At 70.6% G+C, this 19,779-nt stretch carries 14 protein-coding genes and 1 riboswitch; of the genes, 4 read left to right on the forward strand and 10 right to left on the reverse strand.

Annotation, left to right across the window (positions count from 1 at the left end):
* Nucleotides 1–13 precede the first annotated feature (13 nt).
* Nucleotides 14–1,228 (reverse strand): DUF6777 domain-containing protein, encoded by a 1,215-nt coding sequence (locus OHA61_RS35200; protein ID WP_406306427.1) that lies wholly within the window; start codon nt 1,226–1,228, stop codon nt 14–16.
* 215 nt (nt 1,229–1,443) lie between these two features.
* Between OHA61_RS35200 and OHA61_RS35205 the strand changes: the two genes are divergently transcribed.
* Complete coding sequence (locus OHA61_RS35205) at nt 1,444–2,712, forward strand: streptophobe family protein (RefSeq protein WP_406306428.1); 1,269 nt, start codon at nt 1,444–1,446, stop codon at nt 2,710–2,712.
* A 19-nt stretch (nt 2,713–2,731) separates the two neighbouring features.
* On the opposite strand, the gene OHA61_RS35210 is transcribed toward OHA61_RS35205, so the two are convergent.
* The 4 genes from OHA61_RS35210 to OHA61_RS35225 form a co-directional block, all read right to left on the reverse strand.
* Nucleotides 2,732–3,751: a serine/threonine-protein kinase gene (locus OHA61_RS35210; protein WP_406306429.1), complete on the reverse strand. Its 1,020-nt coding sequence runs from the start codon at nt 3,749–3,751 to the stop codon at nt 2,732–2,734.
* Nucleotides 3,751–4,404, reverse strand: coding sequence for a hypothetical protein (locus OHA61_RS35215; RefSeq protein ID WP_361903790.1), 654 nt, complete (start codon nt 4,402–4,404; stop codon nt 3,751–3,753). Before OHA61_RS35215 ends, OHA61_RS35210 begins: the two co-directional genes overlap by 1 nt.
* 13 nt (nt 4,405–4,417) lie before the next feature.
* Nucleotides 4,418–6,775, reverse strand: coding sequence for an FHA domain-containing protein (locus OHA61_RS35220; RefSeq protein WP_406306430.1), 2,358 nt, complete (start codon nt 6,773–6,775; stop codon nt 4,418–4,420).
* A gap of 68 nt (nt 6,776–6,843) precedes the next feature.
* Nucleotides 6,844–7,674, reverse strand: a complete 831-nt coding sequence (locus OHA61_RS35225) for a hypothetical protein (RefSeq protein ID WP_406306431.1) — start codon at nt 7,672–7,674, stop codon at nt 6,844–6,846.
* A 217-nt stretch (nt 7,675–7,891) separates the two neighbouring features.
* Between OHA61_RS35225 and OHA61_RS35230 the strand changes: the two genes are divergently transcribed.
* Nucleotides 7,892–8,836 carry a lytic polysaccharide monooxygenase gene (locus tag OHA61_RS35230; RefSeq protein ID WP_406306432.1) on the forward strand — a complete coding sequence of 315 codons (945 nt, stop codon included), beginning with the start codon at nt 7,892–7,894 and terminating at the stop codon, nt 8,834–8,836.
* Here the strand turns inward: OHA61_RS35230 and OHA61_RS35235 are convergent.
* Genes OHA61_RS35235 through OHA61_RS35245 form a run of 3 tightly spaced genes read right to left on the reverse strand, consistent with a single transcriptional unit; the run spans nt 8,833 to nt 13,818 of the window.
* Nucleotides 8,833–11,877: an alpha-mannosidase gene (locus OHA61_RS35235; RefSeq protein WP_406306433.1), complete on the reverse strand. Its 3,045-nt coding sequence runs from the start codon at nt 11,875–11,877 to the stop codon at nt 8,833–8,835. The two genes, OHA61_RS35230 and OHA61_RS35235, sit on opposite strands and share 4 nt — an antisense overlap.
* A gap of 10 nt (nt 11,878–11,887) precedes the next feature.
* The gene (locus OHA61_RS35240) at nt 11,888–13,228 is read right to left on the reverse strand and encodes a 6-phospho-beta-glucosidase (RefSeq protein WP_406306434.1); all 1,341 of its coding nucleotides are present in this window, start codon (nt 13,226–13,228) and stop codon (nt 11,888–11,890) included.
* A gap of 17 nt (nt 13,229–13,245) precedes the next feature.
* Nucleotides 13,246–13,818 (reverse strand): putative glycolipid-binding domain-containing protein, encoded by a 573-nt coding sequence (locus OHA61_RS35245; protein WP_406306435.1) that lies wholly within the window; start codon nt 13,816–13,818, stop codon nt 13,246–13,248.
* Between the two features lie 149 nt (nt 13,819–13,967).
* Between OHA61_RS35245 and OHA61_RS35250 the strand changes: the two genes are divergently transcribed.
* The gene (locus tag OHA61_RS35250; RefSeq protein WP_406306436.1) at nt 13,968–15,179 is read left to right on the forward strand and encodes a DUF2993 domain-containing protein; all 1,212 of its coding nucleotides are present in this window, start codon (nt 13,968–13,970) and stop codon (nt 15,177–15,179) included.
* Nucleotides 15,180–15,252: 73 nt separating this feature from the next.
* Here OHA61_RS35250 and OHA61_RS35255 read toward each other — a convergent pair whose 3' ends face one another.
* The gene (locus tag OHA61_RS35255) at nt 15,253–16,005 is read right to left on the reverse strand and encodes an ArsR/SmtB family transcription factor (RefSeq protein ID WP_389369128.1); all 753 of its coding nucleotides are present in this window, start codon (nt 16,003–16,005) and stop codon (nt 15,253–15,255) included.
* Between the two features lie 46 nt (nt 16,006–16,051).
* Nucleotides 16,052–16,285, forward strand: a riboswitch (cobalamin riboswitch).
* 123 nt (nt 16,286–16,408) lie between these two features.
* On the opposite strand from OHA61_RS35255, the gene metE reads away from it, so the two are divergent.
* On the forward strand, nt 16,409–18,730 hold the full coding sequence (gene metE / locus OHA61_RS35260; RefSeq protein WP_406306437.1) for a 5-methyltetrahydropteroyltriglutamate--homocysteine S-methyltransferase: 2,322 nt from the start codon (nt 16,409–16,411) through the stop codon (nt 18,728–18,730).
* A gap of 48 nt (nt 18,731–18,778) precedes the next feature.
* On the opposite strand, the gene meaB is transcribed toward metE, so the two are convergent.
* On the reverse strand, nt 18,779–19,768 hold the full coding sequence (meaB, locus tag OHA61_RS35265) for a methylmalonyl Co-A mutase-associated GTPase MeaB (RefSeq protein ID WP_406306438.1): 990 nt from the start codon (nt 19,766–19,768) through the stop codon (nt 18,779–18,781).
* Nucleotides 19,769–19,779 lie beyond the last annotated feature (11 nt).

A 19,779-nucleotide genomic window follows, 5' to 3' on the forward strand; every position in this document is an offset into this window, starting at 1 on the left:
TGCTCGGTGAGAGCTAGGACGAGGAGGCCGCGTCGGGCTGCGAGGCCGATGAGCCGCCGGGCGACTCAGGGGCCGACGAGCCCGACTCCGGTTGTTCCGACGACGGCGGCTCCGATGATGGCGTCGAGGACGACGGGGACGACGGGGACTCGGGCGACGGGGGCTTCGAAGAAGGCGACGTCGGGGGGCAGGGGCTGCTCGAACCGGGCGAGGGCTCTGCCGGGGGCGAGCAGGGCGACGACACGCCCGTCGACGGCGAGGACGTGCTCGGGGACGTGGGCGGCCGGGTCACGGGCGGCGGGACCTTCTTGTCGTGGCGTCCGTGCTGGTCACCGGCCTTCCGCACGAACCAGTCCCCCTGGTTCGGGTCGAAGACGACAAAGACGTTGATCACGGTGACGGAGGGCTGAACCTGCACCACCTTCGTGGTCTGGAAGCCGGACCACGTCGGGCCCGTCAGCCGGGCGTCGCCCTGCACCCTTTTCGGCTCCTGCAGCGGATTGCCGCATGCGCAGCGCACGCGCGGTACGCCGTGGTCGTCGACGAGGACGGCCGTACCCGCCTGCAGCACCGACTGATACGTGGTGGGGCCGCCGTCCTTGTAGCCGTGGTTGGTGACCCGGGTGTCATAGCTGAGCCGAAGGGGGGTCAGCGAGCGCAGATAACCGGGCACCTGGCCGGGGCTGATGCCCAGGACCGAGGCGAACGCGCTGTTCTTGGCCGGAGCCGCGGAGAGGTAGCCGATCTGCTTTTCCACGTCGCAGCTGGCCGTCTTCCGTGTGCCGCCGTACACGCCGGCGTCCGAGCCGCTCACCTCTCCCGCCCGCGGGGCGGGCGCGTCCTTGGGAGGGGGCTCCTTGTCCGTGGACGGCGGCGTGTACGGATCTTCGCCCGCCGCGTTGACGGGGTCTCTGACGATCTCCCCGGCGGCGGCCGTGCCGCCCCCTCCGGGGCGCGTCAGGACAAGGGTCAGTGCCACGACGGCGACCAGCGCGGCGGCGATCGTTGCGATTCTGGGGACCGACCGCCACCAGGGGCGTTCGGGCTCCCCGCCCGGGCCCTGTGCCTGCCCGCCTCCTCCCGAGCCGCCCGGTCCACCGCCGCCACCACCGGTCGGAGGTCCCGGGGGAGTGCCGGGCGGGGGCGTCGGGCTCTGCTGGGTCGGGCCCGAGAGGGGGCCGGACGGGGGTCCTGTGGGGCGGTCGGACGACGGCGGTTGGGCGCTCACGGGCCCTTCCTTCCAGCGTAGGAACATCCGGCGCAGGAGTAGGTCGGCGCCGGAAACTCGGCACAGCAATACCGGCAAATGCACTCAAAAACGAAAAATGCCCACTATCGCGCATACCGAGCCCATTGTGTGCTCCACACCTGGACGGCCCGCAAGCCGACGCGGTCGGCCCACCACAGCGGGCGCGGCGCCGCAGCCCTGCTTAGCGTGGCAGCGTGAGCTTTCAGGAGACCGGCCGCCGGAGCCGTACGACACGTGCCTCCCCCGGCTGGGGCGACGCCCTGGTGGCGGTGCTCGCAGGGGGGATCGCCCTCTTCGCCACCGCCGCACTCGGCCTGTGGGCCGCCGGCGCCGCCGATCTTCCCGGAAACGCCTTCGGGAGCGTCACGGCGGCCGTGGTCGTCATGGCCGTCGGCGGCTCCGTGGAACTCTCGGGCGACGCCGGATTCATCGCCGACACCCAGGCCGACCTCAGCGCGCTGCCACTGTCGGTCACCCTCGCCGGAGCCCTCGTCATCGCCGCCGGGTTTCTGCGTCCGCTGCGCAACCGTGCCGTCGCCGGGACCCGTGAACTCGTCGGCTGGGCGGCCCGCTTGGCGGTGCTGTGGGCGCTGGCGCTCATTGGCCTCGCGGCCCTGGCCCGCCACACCTTCGACATCCCGCTCGGCGAAGGCACCATCGGCGACATCGGCGACCTGCTGGACGCCTCGCCCCAGGTCGGATTCCGCGCCGACATCCCGCTCACCGTCATCCTCGGCCTCGTCTGGCTCGCGGGCCTTCTCGTCCTCGCTCTGCTCGTATCGCGCAAAGCCCCGCTCCCCGCCCGACTGGTGCGCTTCCAGGAGTCGGTGCGCCCGGCCGCCTTCGCCATGGTCGTGCTGCTGCTCGCCTATGTCGTCGTCGGAGTGGTCATCGGACTCGTCGTCGCGGCGACCCGGGGCCACACCGCCGAGACCTTCGCCGTGATGCTGCTCGGACTGCCCAACCTCGTCTGGCTCGCCCTCACTCTCGGTCTCGGCGCCTCGTGGGAGGGACGGGTCGAGGGGCCCTTCGGGCTGCCCATGCCGCAGGTGCTCGACTCGGTTCTGCGTACGCCCGAGGACTCCACCCTCAATGTCGGCTCGCTCGCCGACTACGACGAGCGGGCGTGGTGGCTCGTCGTCGTGGCCGCGGTCCTGGTGCTGGCTGCCGCCTTCGTGATGGCCGTGCGTTCACCTGCCCGGATGCGAGCTTGGCAGCACGCCGTTCACATGGCCGTGGGGCTGACCCTCACCGTGCTGACCATCTGCCTCGTCGTTCCGGTCGATGCTCGCTACGGCCTGTCCCTGCTGGGCATCGGCGACCTCGCCGGAGGCCTGAGGGGAGTGGTGACACTGGAGCCGCAGCTGTGGGCCGCGCTCGGCCTGGCCGTCCTGTGGGGACTGGTCACCGGCTTCCTCGGCAGCCTGCTCGCCTCCCGTGTGCACCGCAGGGGCGAGGTCTGATCCGCCGGCCGGACACCCGTCACGCATCGGGCCCGAGCCCGGGGAACACCGGCCTCGCCCAGCGCGGCGGCAGCGGCGGCGGCCCGGGTTCCTGAACCGGTTTGGCCACGCGGACATCCACCTGTGTCGGCGGATGGCCGCCACCCGCAGCCCGTACGGTGCCCGCGACGCGCAGCGCGGACACGAACGCGAGGCAGCTGTCGTAGCGCTCGTCGGGAGACTTGGCGAGAGCCCGCGCCAGTACGCCGTCGACCGCGCCCGGGATATCGGGGCGCTGTTCGGTCAGCGGCGGCGGGGGATCGTACTGATGGGCCCACAACAGCGCCATGTCGTCGTCCCGCTGGAAGGGCGGTGCCCCCGCCATCATCTCGTGGACCACACAGGCCAGGCTGTACACGTCGCACCGGCCGTCCACCGGGCGGCCCGAGATCTGCTCCGGGGCCACATAGTCGAGGGTCCCGACGAACTGGCCCACGGTGGTGAACCCGGTCAGCGACAGCGACTTCTTCGTCAGCCCGAAGTCGGTGAGGTAGACGTGCTCGGGGTGGTCGCTGTCCGTGCCCGCCGCGACCAGGATGTTGCCCGGTTTGACGTCCCGGTGCACCAGATCGTGGTCGTGGGCGGCGTCGAGCGCGGACGCCACCTGTGCGGCGATCCGGCCGGCCGCACGTACCGAGAGCGGCCCCTTGCGGTCCAGGAGGGCTCGCAGATCCTGTCCCGCGACAAAGCGCATGGCGATGTAGAGAATGCCGTCGGTCTCACCGGCCTCGAAGACCGGCACGATGTGCGGGTGGTCGATCGCGGCGGCGACCCGTGACTCGTGCGTGAAGCGCTTGCGGAAGGTGTCGTTGCGGGCGAGTTCGGGGGCGAGCAGTTTCAGTGCGACGGTGCGGTCGAGCCGCAGGTCCTTCGCGCGGTAGACGACCGCCATGCCGCCGCGGCCGATCTCGCTCTCGACGAGATAGCCCGCGATCTGCTTTCCCAGCAGATCGGAGGGCCTTCCGGTGGGCAGGCCGTCGTCACGCGGGGCACTGGACATCAGGGCTCACCGGGCCACGTGGGCGGATGGCCGGGGGAGTCCCCGAGGGGCGGCACCGGACGGGTCTCCTCCGCCCTGCCCGATCCCGGCGCGACCTCCCCCGGGCCCACCACTCGCGTCGCGTCCGCCGGCGCCGCGGTACCGGTCCCCGACGGTGATGTCCCGGCAGCGGGCCCCGACGGTGTCGCGTACGTCCGAAGCCGTATTCCGTCGCAGTAGACCCACCGCTCGTGCTCGGCGTCGTAGAGCCAGACCGACTCACCCTCCACGACCATGCCCACGCGCAGCCCCCGCGTCCGGTGGTGGAAGGTCTCGCCGTCCGTCCGCCCGGCCGCCAGGTCCTCCGCCGCGCTGCGGTACTGGCCCAGGGTCTCCTCGACGCGTGCCATCAGCGGCCGTGGATCGGCCGTACGGGCCATCGGCTGTCCGGCCGCCGGGGGTTCTCGCGGTACGGAGACCAGCAGCCGGCCGTCCACCCACGCCGACCAGCCGTTCGCGCACAGGATCTGCCCCCAGTCCCCGCGCCGCTCCAGCAGTTGTACCGGCAGCAGCGGGTCCAGCGGCTCGGTCGGACGGGACACGTCCGGAGCCTCCCAGGCGGGCAGTCCGTCCTGGGGGACGACATGTGTCGGGCGGAAGTCCTCGATCGTCATCAGTGATCCGCCCCTACTTCCGCATGATGGCGGGTTCATGGCGGCGCAGCAGCTTCGCGACCGCGTATCCGAAGACGACGGAGAGGACCACCATCATGCCCATGTTGAGCAGCCACACCGCGGTTTCGTGCTCGAAGAGCGGATCGGATGTCAGCTTGCCCGGGACGATCCGGTGCAGCCCGATCGTTCCCGCCATCGCCCCCAGCGCCCACCGGGAGGGCACCAGCCACGCCAGCTGCTCGACCCCGGGGACCCCGTCCAGCTTCAACAGCGCGCCGCAGAACACGACCTGGACGATGGCGAGGAGCACCAGCAGAGGCATCGTGACCTCTTCCTTGCGCACCAGCGCGGAGACCAGCAGGCCGAGCATCATCGCGGTGAAGGACAGCAGTGCCACGGCCAGGGTGATCTCCACGAGGGGCGGCATCAGCACTCCTTCGCCGCCCGGCGCGGAGAGGTCGACGCCGACGAGCCCGACCAGGGTCAGGACGATGGCCTGCAGCACGGTGATCGTGCCGAGCACCACGACCTTGGACATCAGATACGCGGATCTGGACAGCCCGACGGCGCGTTCCCGCTGGTAGATGACGCGTTCCTTGACCAGCTCCCGCACGGCGTTGGCCGCTCCCGTCAGCACGCCGCCCACACACAGGATGAGCAGCGCGTTCATCGCCGTCTCCTGGGTCAGCGTGCTGCCGGCCAGGGCGCGGGTCATCGCACCCATCACGAAGGGCAGCGCGACCATGATGACCAGGAAGGTCCGGTCGGCGCCGAGTGCGGCGGCGTACCGGCGCACCAGGGTCCACAACTGTGTCCCCCAGCTCTGTGCCTTCGGCGGCGGCGCGACCTGGGCGGCCACCTGGTCCTGCGGCAGCACCGGCTGCGTAGTGGAGTTCGCGATGTACTGCCGGTGGAAGGGCGACTCGCGGTAGGTGCCCGCCCAGTCCCGGTCCTGGTCGTTCTCGAAGGCCTCGAACGCCTCCGGCCACTCCTCGAAGCCGAAGAAGGCCAGCGCGTCGTCCGGCGGCCCGTAGTAGGCGATCCGGCCACCGGGCGCCAGTACCAGCAGCCGGTCGCAGACATCCAGACTGAGGACGCTGTGCGTGACGACGATGACGGTGCGACCGTCGTCGGCGAGGCCGCGGAGCATGCGCATGACCGAGCGGTCCATGCCGGGGTCGAGTCCGGAGGTCGGCTCGTCGAGGAAGAGGAGCGAGGGCTTGGTCAGCAGCTCAAGGGCCACACTGACCCGCTTGCGCTGACCGCCGGACAGACTGTGGATCGGCTGGCCGACCCGCTGCTCCAGGCCCAGCTCACGGACCACCTCGGCCACCCTGGCCTGCCGTTCGGCCTTCGCTGTGTCCTGCGGAAAGCGCAGTTCGGCCGCGTAGCCAAGGGCCCGGCGCACACCGAGCTGAGAGTGCAGGATGTCGTCCTGCGGTACGAGTCCGATGCGCTGGCGCAACTCCGCGTAGTCGCGGTACAGGTCGCGTCCGTCGTACAGGACGGTGCCCTGGTCGGCGGGCCGCAGGCCGGTGAGCGCGTTGAGCAGCGTGGACTTGCCGGCGCCGCTGGGGCCCACCACGGCGAGCAGGCACTTCTCGCCCACCGGAAACGACACATGGTCGAGCAGTGTTTTGCGGCCCCGGTCCACCGACACCGCAAGGTCCTGGACGTCGAGCGAGACCTCGCCGGTGTCGACGTACTCCTGCAGCTCGTCGCCGACGAGACAGAAGGCGGAGTGGCCGATGCCGACGATGTCACCGGGCAGAACCGGCGCGCGGTCGACCGGCTGGCCGTTGAGGTAGGTGCCGTTGTGCGAGCCGAGGTCGACGATCTCGTACGTGCCGTCCGGATGCGCCTGCAGCTCCGCGTGCCTGCGCGAGACGACCAGATCGTCGATGACCAGCTCGTTGTCGGGGCCGCGCCCGATGCGTACGGTGCGCACCGGCAGCGGCCGTACGGTGGTCGGCTGCCGGAAGGTGCCCGTCGCGGACGGCATGGAGACCTGGGACGGGCGGTCCGGCTCCCGCAGTACGGCGGCCGGGGGATCCCGGCCGATCAGAACTGCACGCGGTCCGTCCGCGGGATTGCCGAACCTGATGACGCTGCCCGGGCCCACGCCCCATTCGTGGATCCGACGGCCTTCGGCGTACGTGCCGTTGGTGCTGCCCTCGTCCTCGATCGTCCAGTGCCCGGCTTCGGGCCGCAGCACCGCGTGGTGCCAGGACACCCGGGCATCGTCGATGACGATGTCGCTCAAGGGGTCGCGCCCGACGTGATAGTCCCGGCTCGGACTCATCACCGTGGAGCCCGCGTCGGTTTCGAGGACGAGCTCGGGCGCAGTCGGCGCGACAGGCCGCTCTCCCATGTTCGAATTCTAGCGATTGGTCCCGATCTGCGCCCGCCCGCGATCCGTCGCCCGCGATCTGCGCCCGGTCAGGCAGCGCGGGGGCGGGACTGGTACAGCCGCGTGTAGTAGCGGCCTTCGGCCTCGAGGCCCGTCGGGTCGTGCCCCAGCAGACGAGCCTGCTCGACGGCATTGCGCTGTTCCGCCGGACCGGTGAACAGTCGCTGCGGATAGGTCTGCGCCGGGTCCGTCTCGGTGGCAAGACCGAAGTCGGCCAGAGCGGAGATCACCGGCTCGTAGTCGACGGTCCGCAGGACGAACGCGGTGACCCAGAGGGGCATCTCGGCACACTCCAGCAGTGCTTCGAAGGTGCGGCGGGTGATGTAGCCGATGCCTCCGGTGACAGTTATCAGCCCAGTGCGCGCGACGGCGCGCCGCAGCTGCTCACCGGGCGCCTGCTGCTCCAGGTTCTCGGCGTACCCCTCGTCGAGCAGGCCGACGGCCAGGGCATAGCGCACGGCCTGGTCCGCGGCGTCGAGCCCGATTGCGACAGTGGCGTCCTCGCGGCGTCGCGAGGCATAGAACTCCTTGTCCAGGTCGATGAGTTCGGCGGTGGTGAGCGATTGCGTCTCCGGGCCCGTGTAGTGCGCGTACAGCTGGGCGAGTGTGAGGTCGTGGTTGAGGAGCGCGGCGTTGATGCCGTACGAGCAGCACAGATCGAGGACCGTGACGGGGCCGCCGGTGTCCCCGGCCGCGGCCCGGTCGGCCCGGGCGCTGCGGAACGCGTCCTGGGCCTGCTGTGGAATCTCGTACTGCAGCGGGGCGAGCCGGCGGAAGTAGGCGCGCGGATCGGGCCGGTTGTAGATGTCGTCGAAGCGGCTCTTGCCGGGTGTCGTGGTGCTCGTCCGTCCTCGGTTCATGCGGTATACCTCCGCGGTTTGGGGAACAGCCCTGCGCCCAGGACGTCTATCCGACGTCCGGTGTGGGCCGATAGGGCGCGGGGGCGGAACCGGCCACCTGCGCGGTTCCACGGATCTTCGGCCGTTCCGCTCGGGTTGTGGCCCGTAATGAACGCTACGCCGGGCGATGTCGTACTACTCGGCAGGCCACCCCGCCCACCCAGGAGGTCTGCCGCGGATGATTGACCATCGTCGCACTGTCGCCGCCGTCGCGCTCGTCGGTGCCGTGCCCCTCGCACTCACTGTCACCGTCGCCGCCGCCGGCGCAGCCCAGGCGCACGGCGCGCCGACCGATCCCGTCAGCCGGGTCGCCGCATGCAGCTCCGAGGGCGTGCAGCGGGCGTCGGCTGCCTGCCGGGCCGCCATCGCCGTCAACGGCGGATCGGGGTTCGAGGACTGGGACAACCTGCGCCTTGCCGGTGTCCGGGGCAGAGACCGGCAGTTCATCCCGGACGGACAGCTGTGCAGCGCGGGTCTCGACGCGTACAAGGGCCTGGATCTCCCCCGTACGGACTGGCCGGCGACGCCTCTGAGGGCCGGATCGGCGTTCACGCTCACCTATCGGTCGACGATTCCGCACGAGGGAACCTTCAGCCTGTATCTCACCAGGCAGAGCTACGATCCCGCCGAACCGCTGACGTGGGACGACCTGCAGTCCGTGCCGTTCGCGAAGGCCACCGACCCGGAGCTGCGGGGCGGTGCCTACCGGATTTCCGGCAGGCTCCCCGAGGGGCTCACCGGCCGTCACGTTCTGTACACGATCTGGCGGAACTCCAGCACTCCGGACACGTACTACTCGTGCTCCGACGTGGTGATGGCCGACCACGAGGAGTCGAACGACAGCCAGCAGGGCGATACCGCGCCGAGCGTGGCACCGCCCGCCGACACCGCGCCGGCCGAGGAGCCCCCGAGCCAGGCCCCCACCAGTCAGGCGTCACCCACCGACGTCCCTGTGGGCGGGCAGCAGGCCGTCCAGCCGCCTGTCGAGCCCGTCGGCCGTTCCGCCGCGGCAACGGCGGAGCGGGCGAACGACTCGGCTGTGCTGATCGGCGGGGCGGCGTCCGTGCTGGCGCTGATCGCAGTGGTTCTGTCGGTGGTCCTCAGGCGCCGGGCCGCCCGTTAGCGGGTCAGTCGCAGGGTGAGGATCTGGAACGGCCGCAGCGTCAGCGCCACCGAGCCGTCGTCCCCCACGGACAACGGCTCGTCCGGCAGCGGACGCTCCAGCAGATCCGCGATCCGCGCTCCGGCCGGCGGGAAGCCCGTGCGCAGCGTCGCGTGCGCCCGGCCGCCGTGGGACTCGTAGAGCCGGACGACCACATCGCCCGAGCGGTCGTCCGCCAGCTTCACCGCCTCGATCGTCACGGCCGGGTTGTCGCTGCTCACCAGCGGCTCGATGCTCCGGTCCGCGTCCGCCACGCGCAGCGGCAGATTCAGGGCGTACCCCTCCGCGATCGCGTCCTCGATCGTGGCGCCCGGCAGCAGAGCGTAAGTGAAGCGGTGCATGCCCTGGTCGGCCTCGGGGTCCGGAACGCGGGGTGCCCGGACCAGGCTGAGGCGGACCGTGGTGGTCGTCCCGCCGTCGTCGCGGGTGGTGCGGGTGACATCGTGTCCGTACGTCGAGTCATTGATGACCGCGACGCCGTATCCCGGCTCGCCGACATGCACCCACCGGTGCCCGGAGACCTCGAAACGGGCCGCTTCCCAGCTGGTGTTGGTATGGGTCGGGCGGTGGACATGGCCGAACTGGATCTCCGCCGTGGACCGTTCGGCGCGGACGTCGACCGGGAAGGCGGCCTTGAGGATCTTCTCGGCCTCGTGCCAGTCGATCTCGGTCTCGACGTCGATACGGCGGCTGCCGGCCCGGACCGTGACGGTCTGGACGATGCGCGAGCCCCTGCCGAAGGCGCGCTCGATCCGTACCGCGCCCAGGAGCGGGCCGCTTTCGACCACGGCGACCGACTCGGTGTCGAGCAGATCGGTGTAGCGGTTCTTGTAGTGCTTGTCGATGTCCCAGGCGTCCCAGTAGTTGGGCAGGTCACTGTGCAGCCGCAGCAGATTGCCGGGGCCGGCGAGGACTTCGCGGCCGGCGACGAGATCGCGTACGGACGCCAGGGTGCCGTCCTCGGCGAACTCCACGCGGACCAGGCCGTTGTCGAGGACGCGGTCTGCCGCCGAGACGGGCCGCGGGGCCGTCCCGGTGCCGAGCGGGGCACTGCCGCCGGCGGGGACCTCGGTGTAGACGGCGTCTCCGTCCGGGCCCGTGATCACCTCGGCGCGGGCGCGCGGAGCGGTGTTGAACACATGGGGGGTGCCCTCGCCGAGCGCGGCCAGCGCCTCGGACGTCAGCGCATCGAGCTCCCGCGCCACCCGCGCGTACTCCGCCTCCGCCTCCCGGTGCACCCAGGCGATCGACGAACCCGGCAGGATGTCGTGGAACTGGTGCAGCAGCACCGTCTTCCACAGCCGGTCAAGATGCTCGTACGGATAGGCGTAGCCCGGGGCGTGCAGGGCGGCGGCCGTGGCCCACAACTCGGCCTCCCGCAGCCGGTGTTCGCTGCGGCGGTTGCCCTGCTTGGTGCGGGCCTGCGAGGTGTACGTGGCGCGGTGCAGTTCCAGATAGAGCTCGCCGGACCAGACCTGCTCGGCCGGGATCTCCTCCCGGGCCGCGGCGAAGAAGGCGTCCGGGTGCTCGACCCTGACCTTGGCGGAGCCTTCGAGGTCGGCCAGCCGGCGGGCGCGCTCCATCATCTCGCGTGTGGGGCCGCCACCGCCGTCGCCGTGCCCGAACGGCGCGAGCGAGCGCGTACCGCGGCCCTTGTCCTGGTAGTTGCGGACCGCGTGCGCCATCTGGCTGCCGGAGAACACCGCGTTGTACGTGTCCACCGGCGGGAAGTGCGTGAAGATCCGCGAGCCGTCGATGCCCTCCCACCAGAAGGAGTGGTGGGGCAGCTTGTTGGTCTGGTTCCAGGACAGCTTCTGGGTGAGGAACCACTCGTTGCCCGCCAGCTTCGCCAGTTGCGGGTAGGCCGCGTTGTAGCCGAAGGAGTCCGGCAGCCAGACGCCCTTCGTCTCGATGCCGAAGTGCTCGATGAAGAAGCGCTTGCCGTGGACGAACTGGCGGGCGACGGCCTCGCCGCCGGGCAGATTGCCGTCGGACTCCACCCACATGCCGCCGACGGGTGCCCACTGACCGTCCGCGACGGCCTTCTTGATGCGCTCCCACACCTTGGGGTAGTGGTCGCGGACCCATGCGTACTGCTGGGCCTGCGAGCACGCGAAGACGAACTCCTCGTACTCCTGTGCCAGCGCCGTCACGTTGGAGAAGGTGCGCGAGGTCTTGCGCTTGGTCTCGCGGATCGGCCAGAGCCAGGCAGTGTCGATATGGGCGTGACCGACCGCCGACATGATGTGCGCGCTCGCGTGCGCGGGCCGGGTGAGCACCGGCCGCAGCAGCTCCCGTACATCGGCTGCCGTGCCGGAGATGTCGTCCAGGTCCAGGGCGTCGAGCGCGTGGTCCAGCGCGTGCGTGATCTCGTGCCGTCGCGGCTCGTGCGCGCCGAGCTCCAGCATCAGTTCGCGCAGTACCTGCATATCGAGACCGAGGTGCCACACCTCCTCGTCCAGTACGGCGAGATCGGCGCGGGTGAAGGTGTACAACGGCTCGCGGCCCGCCGTCGCCCTGTCGCCCAGGGGGGTCGGGACGAAGCCGCCGGCGAGGATGTCGGGGTTGGACGCGGCCTCGATGAGGTAGTCGACCCGCTCCCCGCCCGCCGCCGGACGGGCGACCGGAACGTACTGGTTCTGCGGGTTGACGGCCTTGAGCGGGCTGCCGTCCAGGGTGTGGACCAGGGCCTCGGCCTGAGTGCCGGGTGAGCTGCCGACGAAGCCGAGGTCGAAGACGGTCTCGACGCGGCGCCCCGCCCACGAGGCGGGGACCTCGCCGCGGACCCGGAACCAGGTCGTGCCCCACGGCGGCCCCCACGGGGTTCCCATCGCGAAGGGCTCGTACGTCTGGGACGCCGCCTCGGCGAACGGCACCGGCTCGTCCGGCGCTTCCCAGGCCGTGACGGAGAGGGGCAGGGCCGCGGCGTAGACGGCGGGCTGGATGCGCTGCTCCAGGATGCGTGCGACGCGCTCCTCGATGCGGCGGCGTTCGTCGTGCATGTGGCGGCTCCTACCTCAGATAGGCGAGCGAGCGATGGACGCTGGTGTAGCCGTCGACGAGTCGGCGGGCGACGGTCACGGAATCGACGAGCGGGTGCAGCGCGAAGGCCTTCACGGCGGTCGCGCGCGAGCCACTGTCGGCCGCGGCGAGCACTTCGCGTTCGACGGCCTTGACGGCGCAGACCAGACCGGTGGCGTGGAGCGGCAGCGGGGACACGGGGAGGGGATGCGCGCCGTTCGCGTCGACGGAGCACGGCACTTCGACCACCGCCGCCTCGTCCAGCACCGAAAGGGTGGCGCGGTTACGGACGTTGAGGATAAGCGTGGTCCGCTGGTCGTGGGCGATGGCCCGCATCAGCGCGAGGGCGACCTTCTCGTAGCCGCCGGACTCCAGGTCGCTCGCGTCGCGCTCACCCGCACCCGCGGCCTCGCGGTTGTGCGCCATGTACGTGGCCTCGCGCTCGGCGCGGGTGCGGTCCCAGGTCGCGAGCGCCTGGGTGTCGGGCCGCTCCATCTCCGCGTAGAACGTGGCCTGTTGCTCCTGGAGGAAGGCGCCGCGGGTCTGTTCGGCCTTCTGATAGGCGCGTACCGCCTCGCGGTTGAAGTAGTAGTAGTGCAGATATTCGTTGGGGATCGCGCCCAGCGACTGGAGCCAGTCCGCGCCGAAGAGTCTGCCTTCCTCGAAGGAGCCGAGCAGCTCGGCGTCGGCGAGCAGCCGGGGGAGCTCGTCGCGGCCGTCGACGCGCAGGCCGCGCAGCCAGCCCAGATGGTTGAGCCCGGCGTAGTCGGGCGAAACCGTCGCGGGGTCCGCGCCCAGGGCATGGGCGACCCGGCGGCCGAGTCCCACGGGCGAGTCGCAGATTCCGATGACACGGTCGCCGAGGTGGCGGGCCATGGCCTCGGTGACAAGACCGGCCGGGTTGGTGAAGTTGATGACCCAGGCGTCGGGGGCGAGCCGGGCGACCCGGAGTGCGATGTCGCCGGCGACCGGAACGGTGCGCAGTCCGTACGCGATACCGCCCGCGCCCACCGTCTCCTGGCCCAGGACGTCCTCGGCCAGGGCGATCCGCTCGTCGGCCGCTCGGCCCTCCAGGCCGCCGACACGGATGGCGGAGAAGACGAAGTCCGCGCCGCGCAGCGCCTCGTCGAGGTCGGTGGTGACGGTGATCCGCGGCGCGTCGGGCACTGATTCGGCCTGGTCGGCGAGGACCCGTGCGATCGCGGTCAGCCGAGCTGCGTCCACGTCGTGGAGGACGACCTGGGTGATACGGCCCTCAGCGTGGTCGGCGAGCAGGGCGCCGTACACGAGCGGCAGGCGGAAGCCCCCGCCGCCGAGGATCGTGAGCCTCATACCTCCACCACCTTCACTCAGGACTTGGCCGACATGCGGTGGGCCAGACCTGGATAGTCGACCACGAGCCCTTCCGCGTCGAACTCCACATCGCTGCGGAAGTCGCCCGAAGCGAAGCGGACGAGCGCACCGGCGTCGGTCCGCCCGAGATGGGTGTACGTCTGCCGAGAGGCGTGCACGGCCAGATCGGGCACCGAGACCCAGGCCATCAGGAACGTCCGCTCGCCCGGCGCCAGGTGGAGCCCGTGCCGCAGCACCGGCATGGTGTTGGTGAGCGGACACAGCCCCAGATCGCAGTCGAGCGCGCCGTCCATCTCGGGCAGCTGCTTTCCGCCGGCCGTCCACCGGCCGGAGCCGTCGTGCAGCAGGCGCAGCTCGTGCGAACCGTGGGCCGTCGCGGCGCGCACATGCAGCTCACGGGTCACGAAGTCCTCGTCGGTGTCGAGCTCGTACGAGATCCAGTAGACCTCCGGCCGGGTTCCGACCGCACGCCCGCGGGCCTGGAGCGTCGTGCCCCGGAGCTCGATCCATGAGGTCTCGTACCCCTGGCTCCCGGTGACTTCCCATGTGAGGACGTGCGAGGTGACCATGTCCTCAGCCTAATGAGCGCGCGAAGCCGTGGGCACGGTGACGCGCGCCACGGCGTCTGCGCAGCAGAGTCGCCGATATTTGGCTCAAATCCCTACCCATCGGTAGCAGGATTTGCGTTCGAGGGTGGCCGACATGGTGGGATAAGGCGATGCGACCCCCCACACGCATATCAGCGCATCCACGAAATCCGTACGAAGAACTCGCTCAACTGGCGGACCCCGAGCCCGACTTCAGCGTCTACGACCCGAAGGACCCTCTGGAGCTCGGGCTCACCTCCGACCCGGACGACGACGACTGGACACCGCCCAATCACCGTGGCAAGAGCCGGTTCGCGGCGCTGCCCGCGGTGGTGAAGCTGACCGCAGCGGCCGTCCTGTGCACCCTGTGTCTGCTGCTCACCGACCGGCTCGCGGAGTACTACGCGCAGAGCAGGGCGGCGGACCAGCTCCAGAAGTCACTCGGGCTCGCCACCAGGCCCGACGTGGACATCCACGGTTTTCCCTTTCTCACCCAGCTGCTCGACGAGCGGATCGACCGCGTCGATGTCACCGTGCCCGACGTCTCGGCCGATCGCGTCTCGCTTGCCGAGGTGCGGGCCACCGCCAAGGACGTACGCATCGTCGGAGATGCCCCGACCTCGATCAAGGGCGCCGTCATCGGCGATCTGGACGGCGAGGTGCTGCTCTCCTTCGACGATCTGAACCGTGAACTGGGCGCCTCACAGCTGAAGTTCACCGGCAGCGGCGCGGACGCGGTCCGGGTGAACGGCGAACTCGCCGTCGCCGGACAGGATCTGCGCGTGCAGGCCCAGGCGCACATACAGCGTGACAACGAGCGCTCCCTCACCACCACCCTGGACGGCATGCAGCTCGACATTCCCCGGGTGGCCACCTACCGGCCCGGCAAGGATCCGGATCACTCCGGCCTGCGGCTGCATCGCGAGGCCGCCGAGCGGATCAGCGGCGAGGGCGCCCGGCTGAAGGCGCTGCTTGCCGTGCCCGCGATCGTGGACCGGCTCGGAGTGCCCAGGGAGTATGTGCGCCGGGCGCTGCGGAGCGAGGAGGAACTCCACCGGCTCACCAGCGCGCCGAAGTTCATCGAGCGGCTGATGAAGGTCAATCTCGTCGATGTCGTACTGGAGCATCCGCAGCTGCTGAGGAAGGTCGGCATCGATCCCGGTCTGGTCGGGGCAATGCTCGCCCTCAAGCCCCCGGAGCTGTCCGAGAGGCTGTCACTCTCCTTCGAACTGCCCCGCTCCCTGAAGGAGTTGCGGCTCCAGCACATCACGGTGGAGCGCGACGGCATCAAGGCGCGCGTGGTGGGATCCGGCCTGCGCGTCGGGCAGTCCGGCGGCCACTGAGGTGACCCGGCGCTTTTCCGGTACGGGTCCCACCGCGCACTGCCGTACCGGAAAAGCGGGTCGCCGGGCCTGATCAGGTGTACATCAGTGAGCCCGGCGTGGTCAGCAGCTCGCCGGTCTCCAGCCAGGTCTTGAGGCCGGAGAGGATCATCGGCCAACCGCCGTACAGCTCCTCGTTCGCACCCTCGCGCAGCTGGTCGTGCGTGACGGTGAGCCGGCAGGAGTCGCCGACGGGCTCGATGTCCCAGGTGACCCTCGACGTGCCTTCGGCTTTCGCCTCGTCGCTCCAGAGCGCGACCATGCTCTGGACGAGCTTGCGCGGTGGATCGATTTCGAGGATCTCGCCCTCGCCGAGCAGGCCGTCGGCCTTGGGGGAGCTCATCTCGAAGCGCCCGCCGGGCTGCCAGTCGGAGGTGACCCGCATGCCGAAGTTGTACTTGCTCCGGATCTCGGGGTCGGTGATCGCCTCCCAGAGGCGCTCAGGGGTGGTGCGGATGTAAATCTCGAAGACCTTTTCCATGGGGCTCTCCAGTCGGCTCTTGAGGCCGCTGAGTGCGGCCGCCCAGGGTTCCGCGTACTTGCTCACCCACCGGTCGTGGACGAGCCGGATAGGGACGGGGTTCAGGAAGTGGAGCTTTTCCCGGCCGCGGCGCCTGGTGACGATCAGGCCGGCTTCCTCGAGCTGCTTGAGGTGCTTCATGACGCCGAAGCGGCTGATGTCGAAGCGGGCCTCGAGCGCGCTGAGCGTCTGCCCGTCCTGGCGGAAGAGCTCGTCGAGGAGGCTGCGCCGCGTCGGGTCGGCCAGTGCCTTGAACACTTCGTCCATGCCATCCAAAATAGGTGACCGTTTGGTCACATGTCAATGACGCACCTAGGGTGATCGTGCAGCTGGTTCGCCCTGTCCTCCAGGCAGGCGCGTCGCAAGAGGGAATCCGGTGGGAATCCGGAACTGCCCCGCAGCGGTGAGTGGGAACGACCGCCGTCATACGCACTGGATCCGGCAGCGGATCCGGGAAGCGACGGCCAGTAGGTGCCTGCGTACGCAAACCCCGTACGCGCGGGCGTGCCCATGAGTCCGAAGACCTGCCACTGCCCGTGCGCGAACGCGCGCGGAGATCTCGGTGACCTCGTGGGCGGGTCGGCGGCATGGGCAGACGGCTGTGTCTGCCCTCCTTCGCGTCCCACGAGCTGTCCGAGGTCATGGACGAGTACTCGCGAAGGAGAGTTCCGTGACCAGCACATCCACCGCCGCAGGATCCAGGGCCACCGTCCACGGCTACCCCCGCCAGGGCCCGAACCGGGAGCTGAAGAAGGCCGTCGAGCGCTACTGGAAGGGCCGCGTCGACGCCGATGCCCTGAAGGAGACGGCCGCCCGGCTGCGCCGGGCCACCTGGCAGCAGCTCGCGGGCGCCGGTATCCACGAAGTCCCCACCGGAGACTTCTCGTACTACGACCATGTCCTGGACACCAGCGTGATGGTCGGCGCCATTCCCGCACGTCACCGGGCGGCCGTCGACGCCGACGCGCTCGACGGCTACTTCGCCATGGCCCGCGGAACCCAGGATGTCGCGCCCCTGGAAATGACCAAGTGGTTCGACACCAACTACCACTACCTCGTCCCCGAACTCGGCCCCGACGCCGCCTTCGCCGCCAACTGTGGCAAGCAGGTCGCCGAGCTGAAGGAAGCGCTCGCGCTCGGGCTCACGGCCCGCCCGGTGCTCCTCGGGCCGATCACCTATCTGCTGCTCGCCAAGCCCGCGCCCGGAGTTGCTTCCGACTTCCAGCCGCTCACCCTGCTGGACCGGCTGCTGCCGGTGTACGCCGAGGTGCTCCGCGAGCTGCGGGCCGCGGGCGCCCAGTGGGTCCAGCTCGACGAACCGGCACTGGTCCAGGACCAGCCGCCCGCCGTGCTCAGCGCCGCGGGCCGCGCCTACCGCGAGCTCGGAGGGCTAACCGGCCGGCCGAAGCTGCTGATCGCCTCCTACTTCGACCGGCTCGGCGACGCACTCCCCGTCCTGGCCAAGGCCCCAGTCGACGGGCTGGCCCTCGACTTCACCGGCGCCGCCCACGCCAACCTCCGCGACCTCGCGGCCGTCGGCGGACTGCCCGGCAAGCGGCTCGTCGCCGGAGTCGTCGACGGTCGCAACGTATGGATCAACGACCTCGGGAAGTCGGCCGCCACCCTCGCCACCCTGCTCGGGCTGGCCGGCGAAGTGGATGTCGCGCCGTCCTGCTCCCTGCTGCATGTGCCGCTCGACGCCGCCGCGGAACGCGATGTCGACACGCAGGTCGCCCGCTGGCTCGCCTTCGCCCGCCAGAAGACGGCCGAGGTCGTCACGCTGGCCCGTGGGCTGACCGAGGGCACCGACGCCATCGCCGCCAGGCTCGCCGCCAACCGGGCCGACCTGCTCTCCCGCGCCACCTCCGCGCTCACCCGCGACCCCGCCGTCCGCGCCCGCAGCGCGGCCGTCACCGCGGCGGACACCCGGCGCAGCCTCCCTTACGCGCAGCGCGCCGCGGCCCAGCGCGCACGTCTGCGCCTTCCCCTGCTGCCCACGACCACGATCGGCTCGTTCCCGCAGACCGTCGAACTGCGCACCGCACGGGCCGACCTGCGGGCCGGGCGCATCGACACCCAGGGGTACGAGGAGCGCATCGAGGCCGAGATCCGCGAGGTCGTCTCCTTCCAGGAGAAGACCGGCATCGACGTGCTCGTACACGGCGAGCCCGAACGCAACGACATGGTCCAGTACTTCGCCGAACAGCTCAGCGGCTATCTCGCGACGCAGCACGGCTGGGTCCAGTCGTACGGCACCCGCTATGTCCGGCCGCCGATCCTGGCAGGTGACGTCTCCCGCCCCGATCCGATGACGGTCCGCTGGACCCGCTACGCCCAGTCGCTCACCGACCGCCCCGTCAAGGGCATGCTCACCGGCCCTGTCACCATGCTCGCCTGGTCCTTCGTACGCGACGACCAGCCGCTCGCCCAGACCGCACGCCAGGTCGCCCTCGCCCTGCGCGACGAGGTGAACGACCTTGAGGCGGCGGGCAGTTCGGTGATCCAGGTGGACGAGCCCGCGCTGCGCGAGACGCTGCCGCTGCGCGGCGACGGCCACGAGGCCTATCTGGCCTGGGCGACGGAGGCCTTCCGGCTGACCACCGGCGGCGTCCGTCCGGACACCCAGATCCATACGCACATGTGCTACGCCGAGTTCGGTGACATCCTCCGGGCGATCGACGATCTCGACGCCGATGTCATCAGCCTGGAGGCAGCCCGCTCCCACATGCAGGTGGCCGGCGAACTCGCCACGGCCGGATATCCGCGCGAGGTGGGGCCCGGTGTCTACGACATCCACTCACCGCGTGTACCGAGCGCTGAGGAGGCAACCGCGCTGCTTCGGAAGGGACTTGAGGCGATCCCCGCCGAGCGGCTGTGGGTCAACCCCGACTGCGGTCTGAAGACGCGCGGCTGGCCCGAGGTCCGTACCTCACTGGAGCACCTGGTCGCCGCGGCCCGCGAGATCCGGGCCGGGCTCACGATGTCGTCCTGAGCCGTACGGTTCCGGGGCGGGGGCCGCATCGAGCCCGCCCCGGAGCCGCTAGCTCGGGCGCTGAAACGCCTGAAGGATTCGTTCCGCCGCCAGCGTCGCCGTCAACTCCCCGTCCCGCACCTGCTGTTCGAGGCCGGGTGCGAGCGCGCGCACGCCGGGATGGCTGCGCAGCCGGTCCCGCAACTCGTCGTGGACCATCGTCCAGGCCCAGTCGATCTGCTGGTCGCGGCGTTTCGCGGCCAGCCTGCCCGTCGAGTCCAGCAGCGCCCGGTGCTGCTCGAGCCGCTCCCAGAGAGTGTCGAGCCCGGTGCCCTCCCGCGCGCTGCAGGACAGCACCGGGGGAGTCCAGGCGGCGTCGGCGGGGTGCATCAGCCTCAGCGCACCGGCCAGTTCACGGGCGGCGGAGCGTGCGTCGCGCTCGTGCGGGCCGTCCGCCTTGTTGACGGCGATCACGTCGGCCAGCTCCAGGACGCCCTTCTTGATGCCCTGCAGCTGGTCACCGGTCCTGGCCAGGCTCAGCAGCAGGAACGAGTCCACCATGTTGGCCACGGCGGTCTCCGACTGGCCGACCCCGACCGTCTCCACGAGTACCACGTCGTAGCCGGCGGCCTCCATCACGATGATGGTCTCGCGGGTCGCCTTGGCCACTCCGCCCAGCGTGCCCGAGGTGGGGGACGGCCGCACAAAGGCGGCCGGATCCACCGCGAGCCGTTCCATCCGGGTCTTGTCGCCCAGGATGGAGCCGCCCGTACGGGTCGACGACGGATCGACGGCGAGAACCGCGACCCGGTGGCCGAGGCCGGTGAGCATCGTGCCGAGCGCGTCGATGAACGTGGACTTGCCGACGCCGGGCACACCGCTGACGCCCACCCGCCGCGCCGTACCGGAGTACGGCAGCAGCTCGGTCAGCAACCTCTGGGCCAGCGCACGGTGATCGGCGCGCGTGGACTCGACGAGCGTGATGGCACGGGCGATGTACGCCCGCGACCCCTCACGCACGCCTTTGACATAGCCGGCGATGTCGATGACGGGATGCATCGGGGGCACGG

Source organism: Streptomyces sp. NBC_00885 (assembly GCF_045207475.1).
Lineage (GTDB): Bacteria > Actinomycetota > Actinomycetes > Streptomycetales > Streptomycetaceae > Streptomyces.

Coding starts and splice junctions, on each gene's coding strand:
- OHA61_RS35255 (WP_389369128.1), bottom strand. CDS start 16,005: ATGGACGAAGTGTTCAAGGCACTGGCCGACCCGACGCGGCGCAGCCTC.
- OHA61_RS35220 (WP_406306430.1), bottom strand. CDS start 6,775: ATGGGAGAGCGGCCTGTCGCGCCGACTGCGCCCGAGCTCGTCCTCGAA.
- OHA61_RS35210 (WP_406306429.1), bottom strand. CDS start 3,751: ATGTCCAGTGCCCCGCGTGACGACGGCCTGCCCACCGGAAGGCCCTCC.
- OHA61_RS35225 (WP_406306431.1), bottom strand. CDS start 7,674: ATGAACCGAGGACGGACGAGCACCACGACACCCGGCAAGAGCCGCTTC.
- OHA61_RS35235 (WP_406306433.1), bottom strand. CDS start 11,877: ATGCACGACGAACGCCGCCGCATCGAGGAGCGCGTCGCACGCATCCTG.
- OHA61_RS35215 (WP_361903790.1), bottom strand. CDS start 4,404: ATGACGATCGAGGACTTCCGCCCGACACATGTCGTCCCCCAGGACGGA.
- meaB (WP_406306438.1), bottom strand. CDS start 19,768: ATGCATCCCGTCATCGACATCGCCGGCTATGTCAAAGGCGTGCGTGAG.
- OHA61_RS35245 (WP_406306435.1), bottom strand. CDS start 13,818: ATGGTCACCTCGCACGTCCTCACATGGGAAGTCACCGGGAGCCAGGGG.
- OHA61_RS35230 (WP_406306432.1), top strand. CDS start 7,892: ATGATTGACCATCGTCGCACTGTCGCCGCCGTCGCGCTCGTCGGTGCC.
- OHA61_RS35240 (WP_406306434.1), bottom strand. CDS start 13,228: ATGAGGCTCACGATCCTCGGCGGCGGGGGCTTCCGCCTGCCGCTCGTG.
- OHA61_RS35250 (WP_406306436.1), top strand. CDS start 13,968: ATGCGACCCCCCACACGCATATCAGCGCATCCACGAAATCCGTACGAA.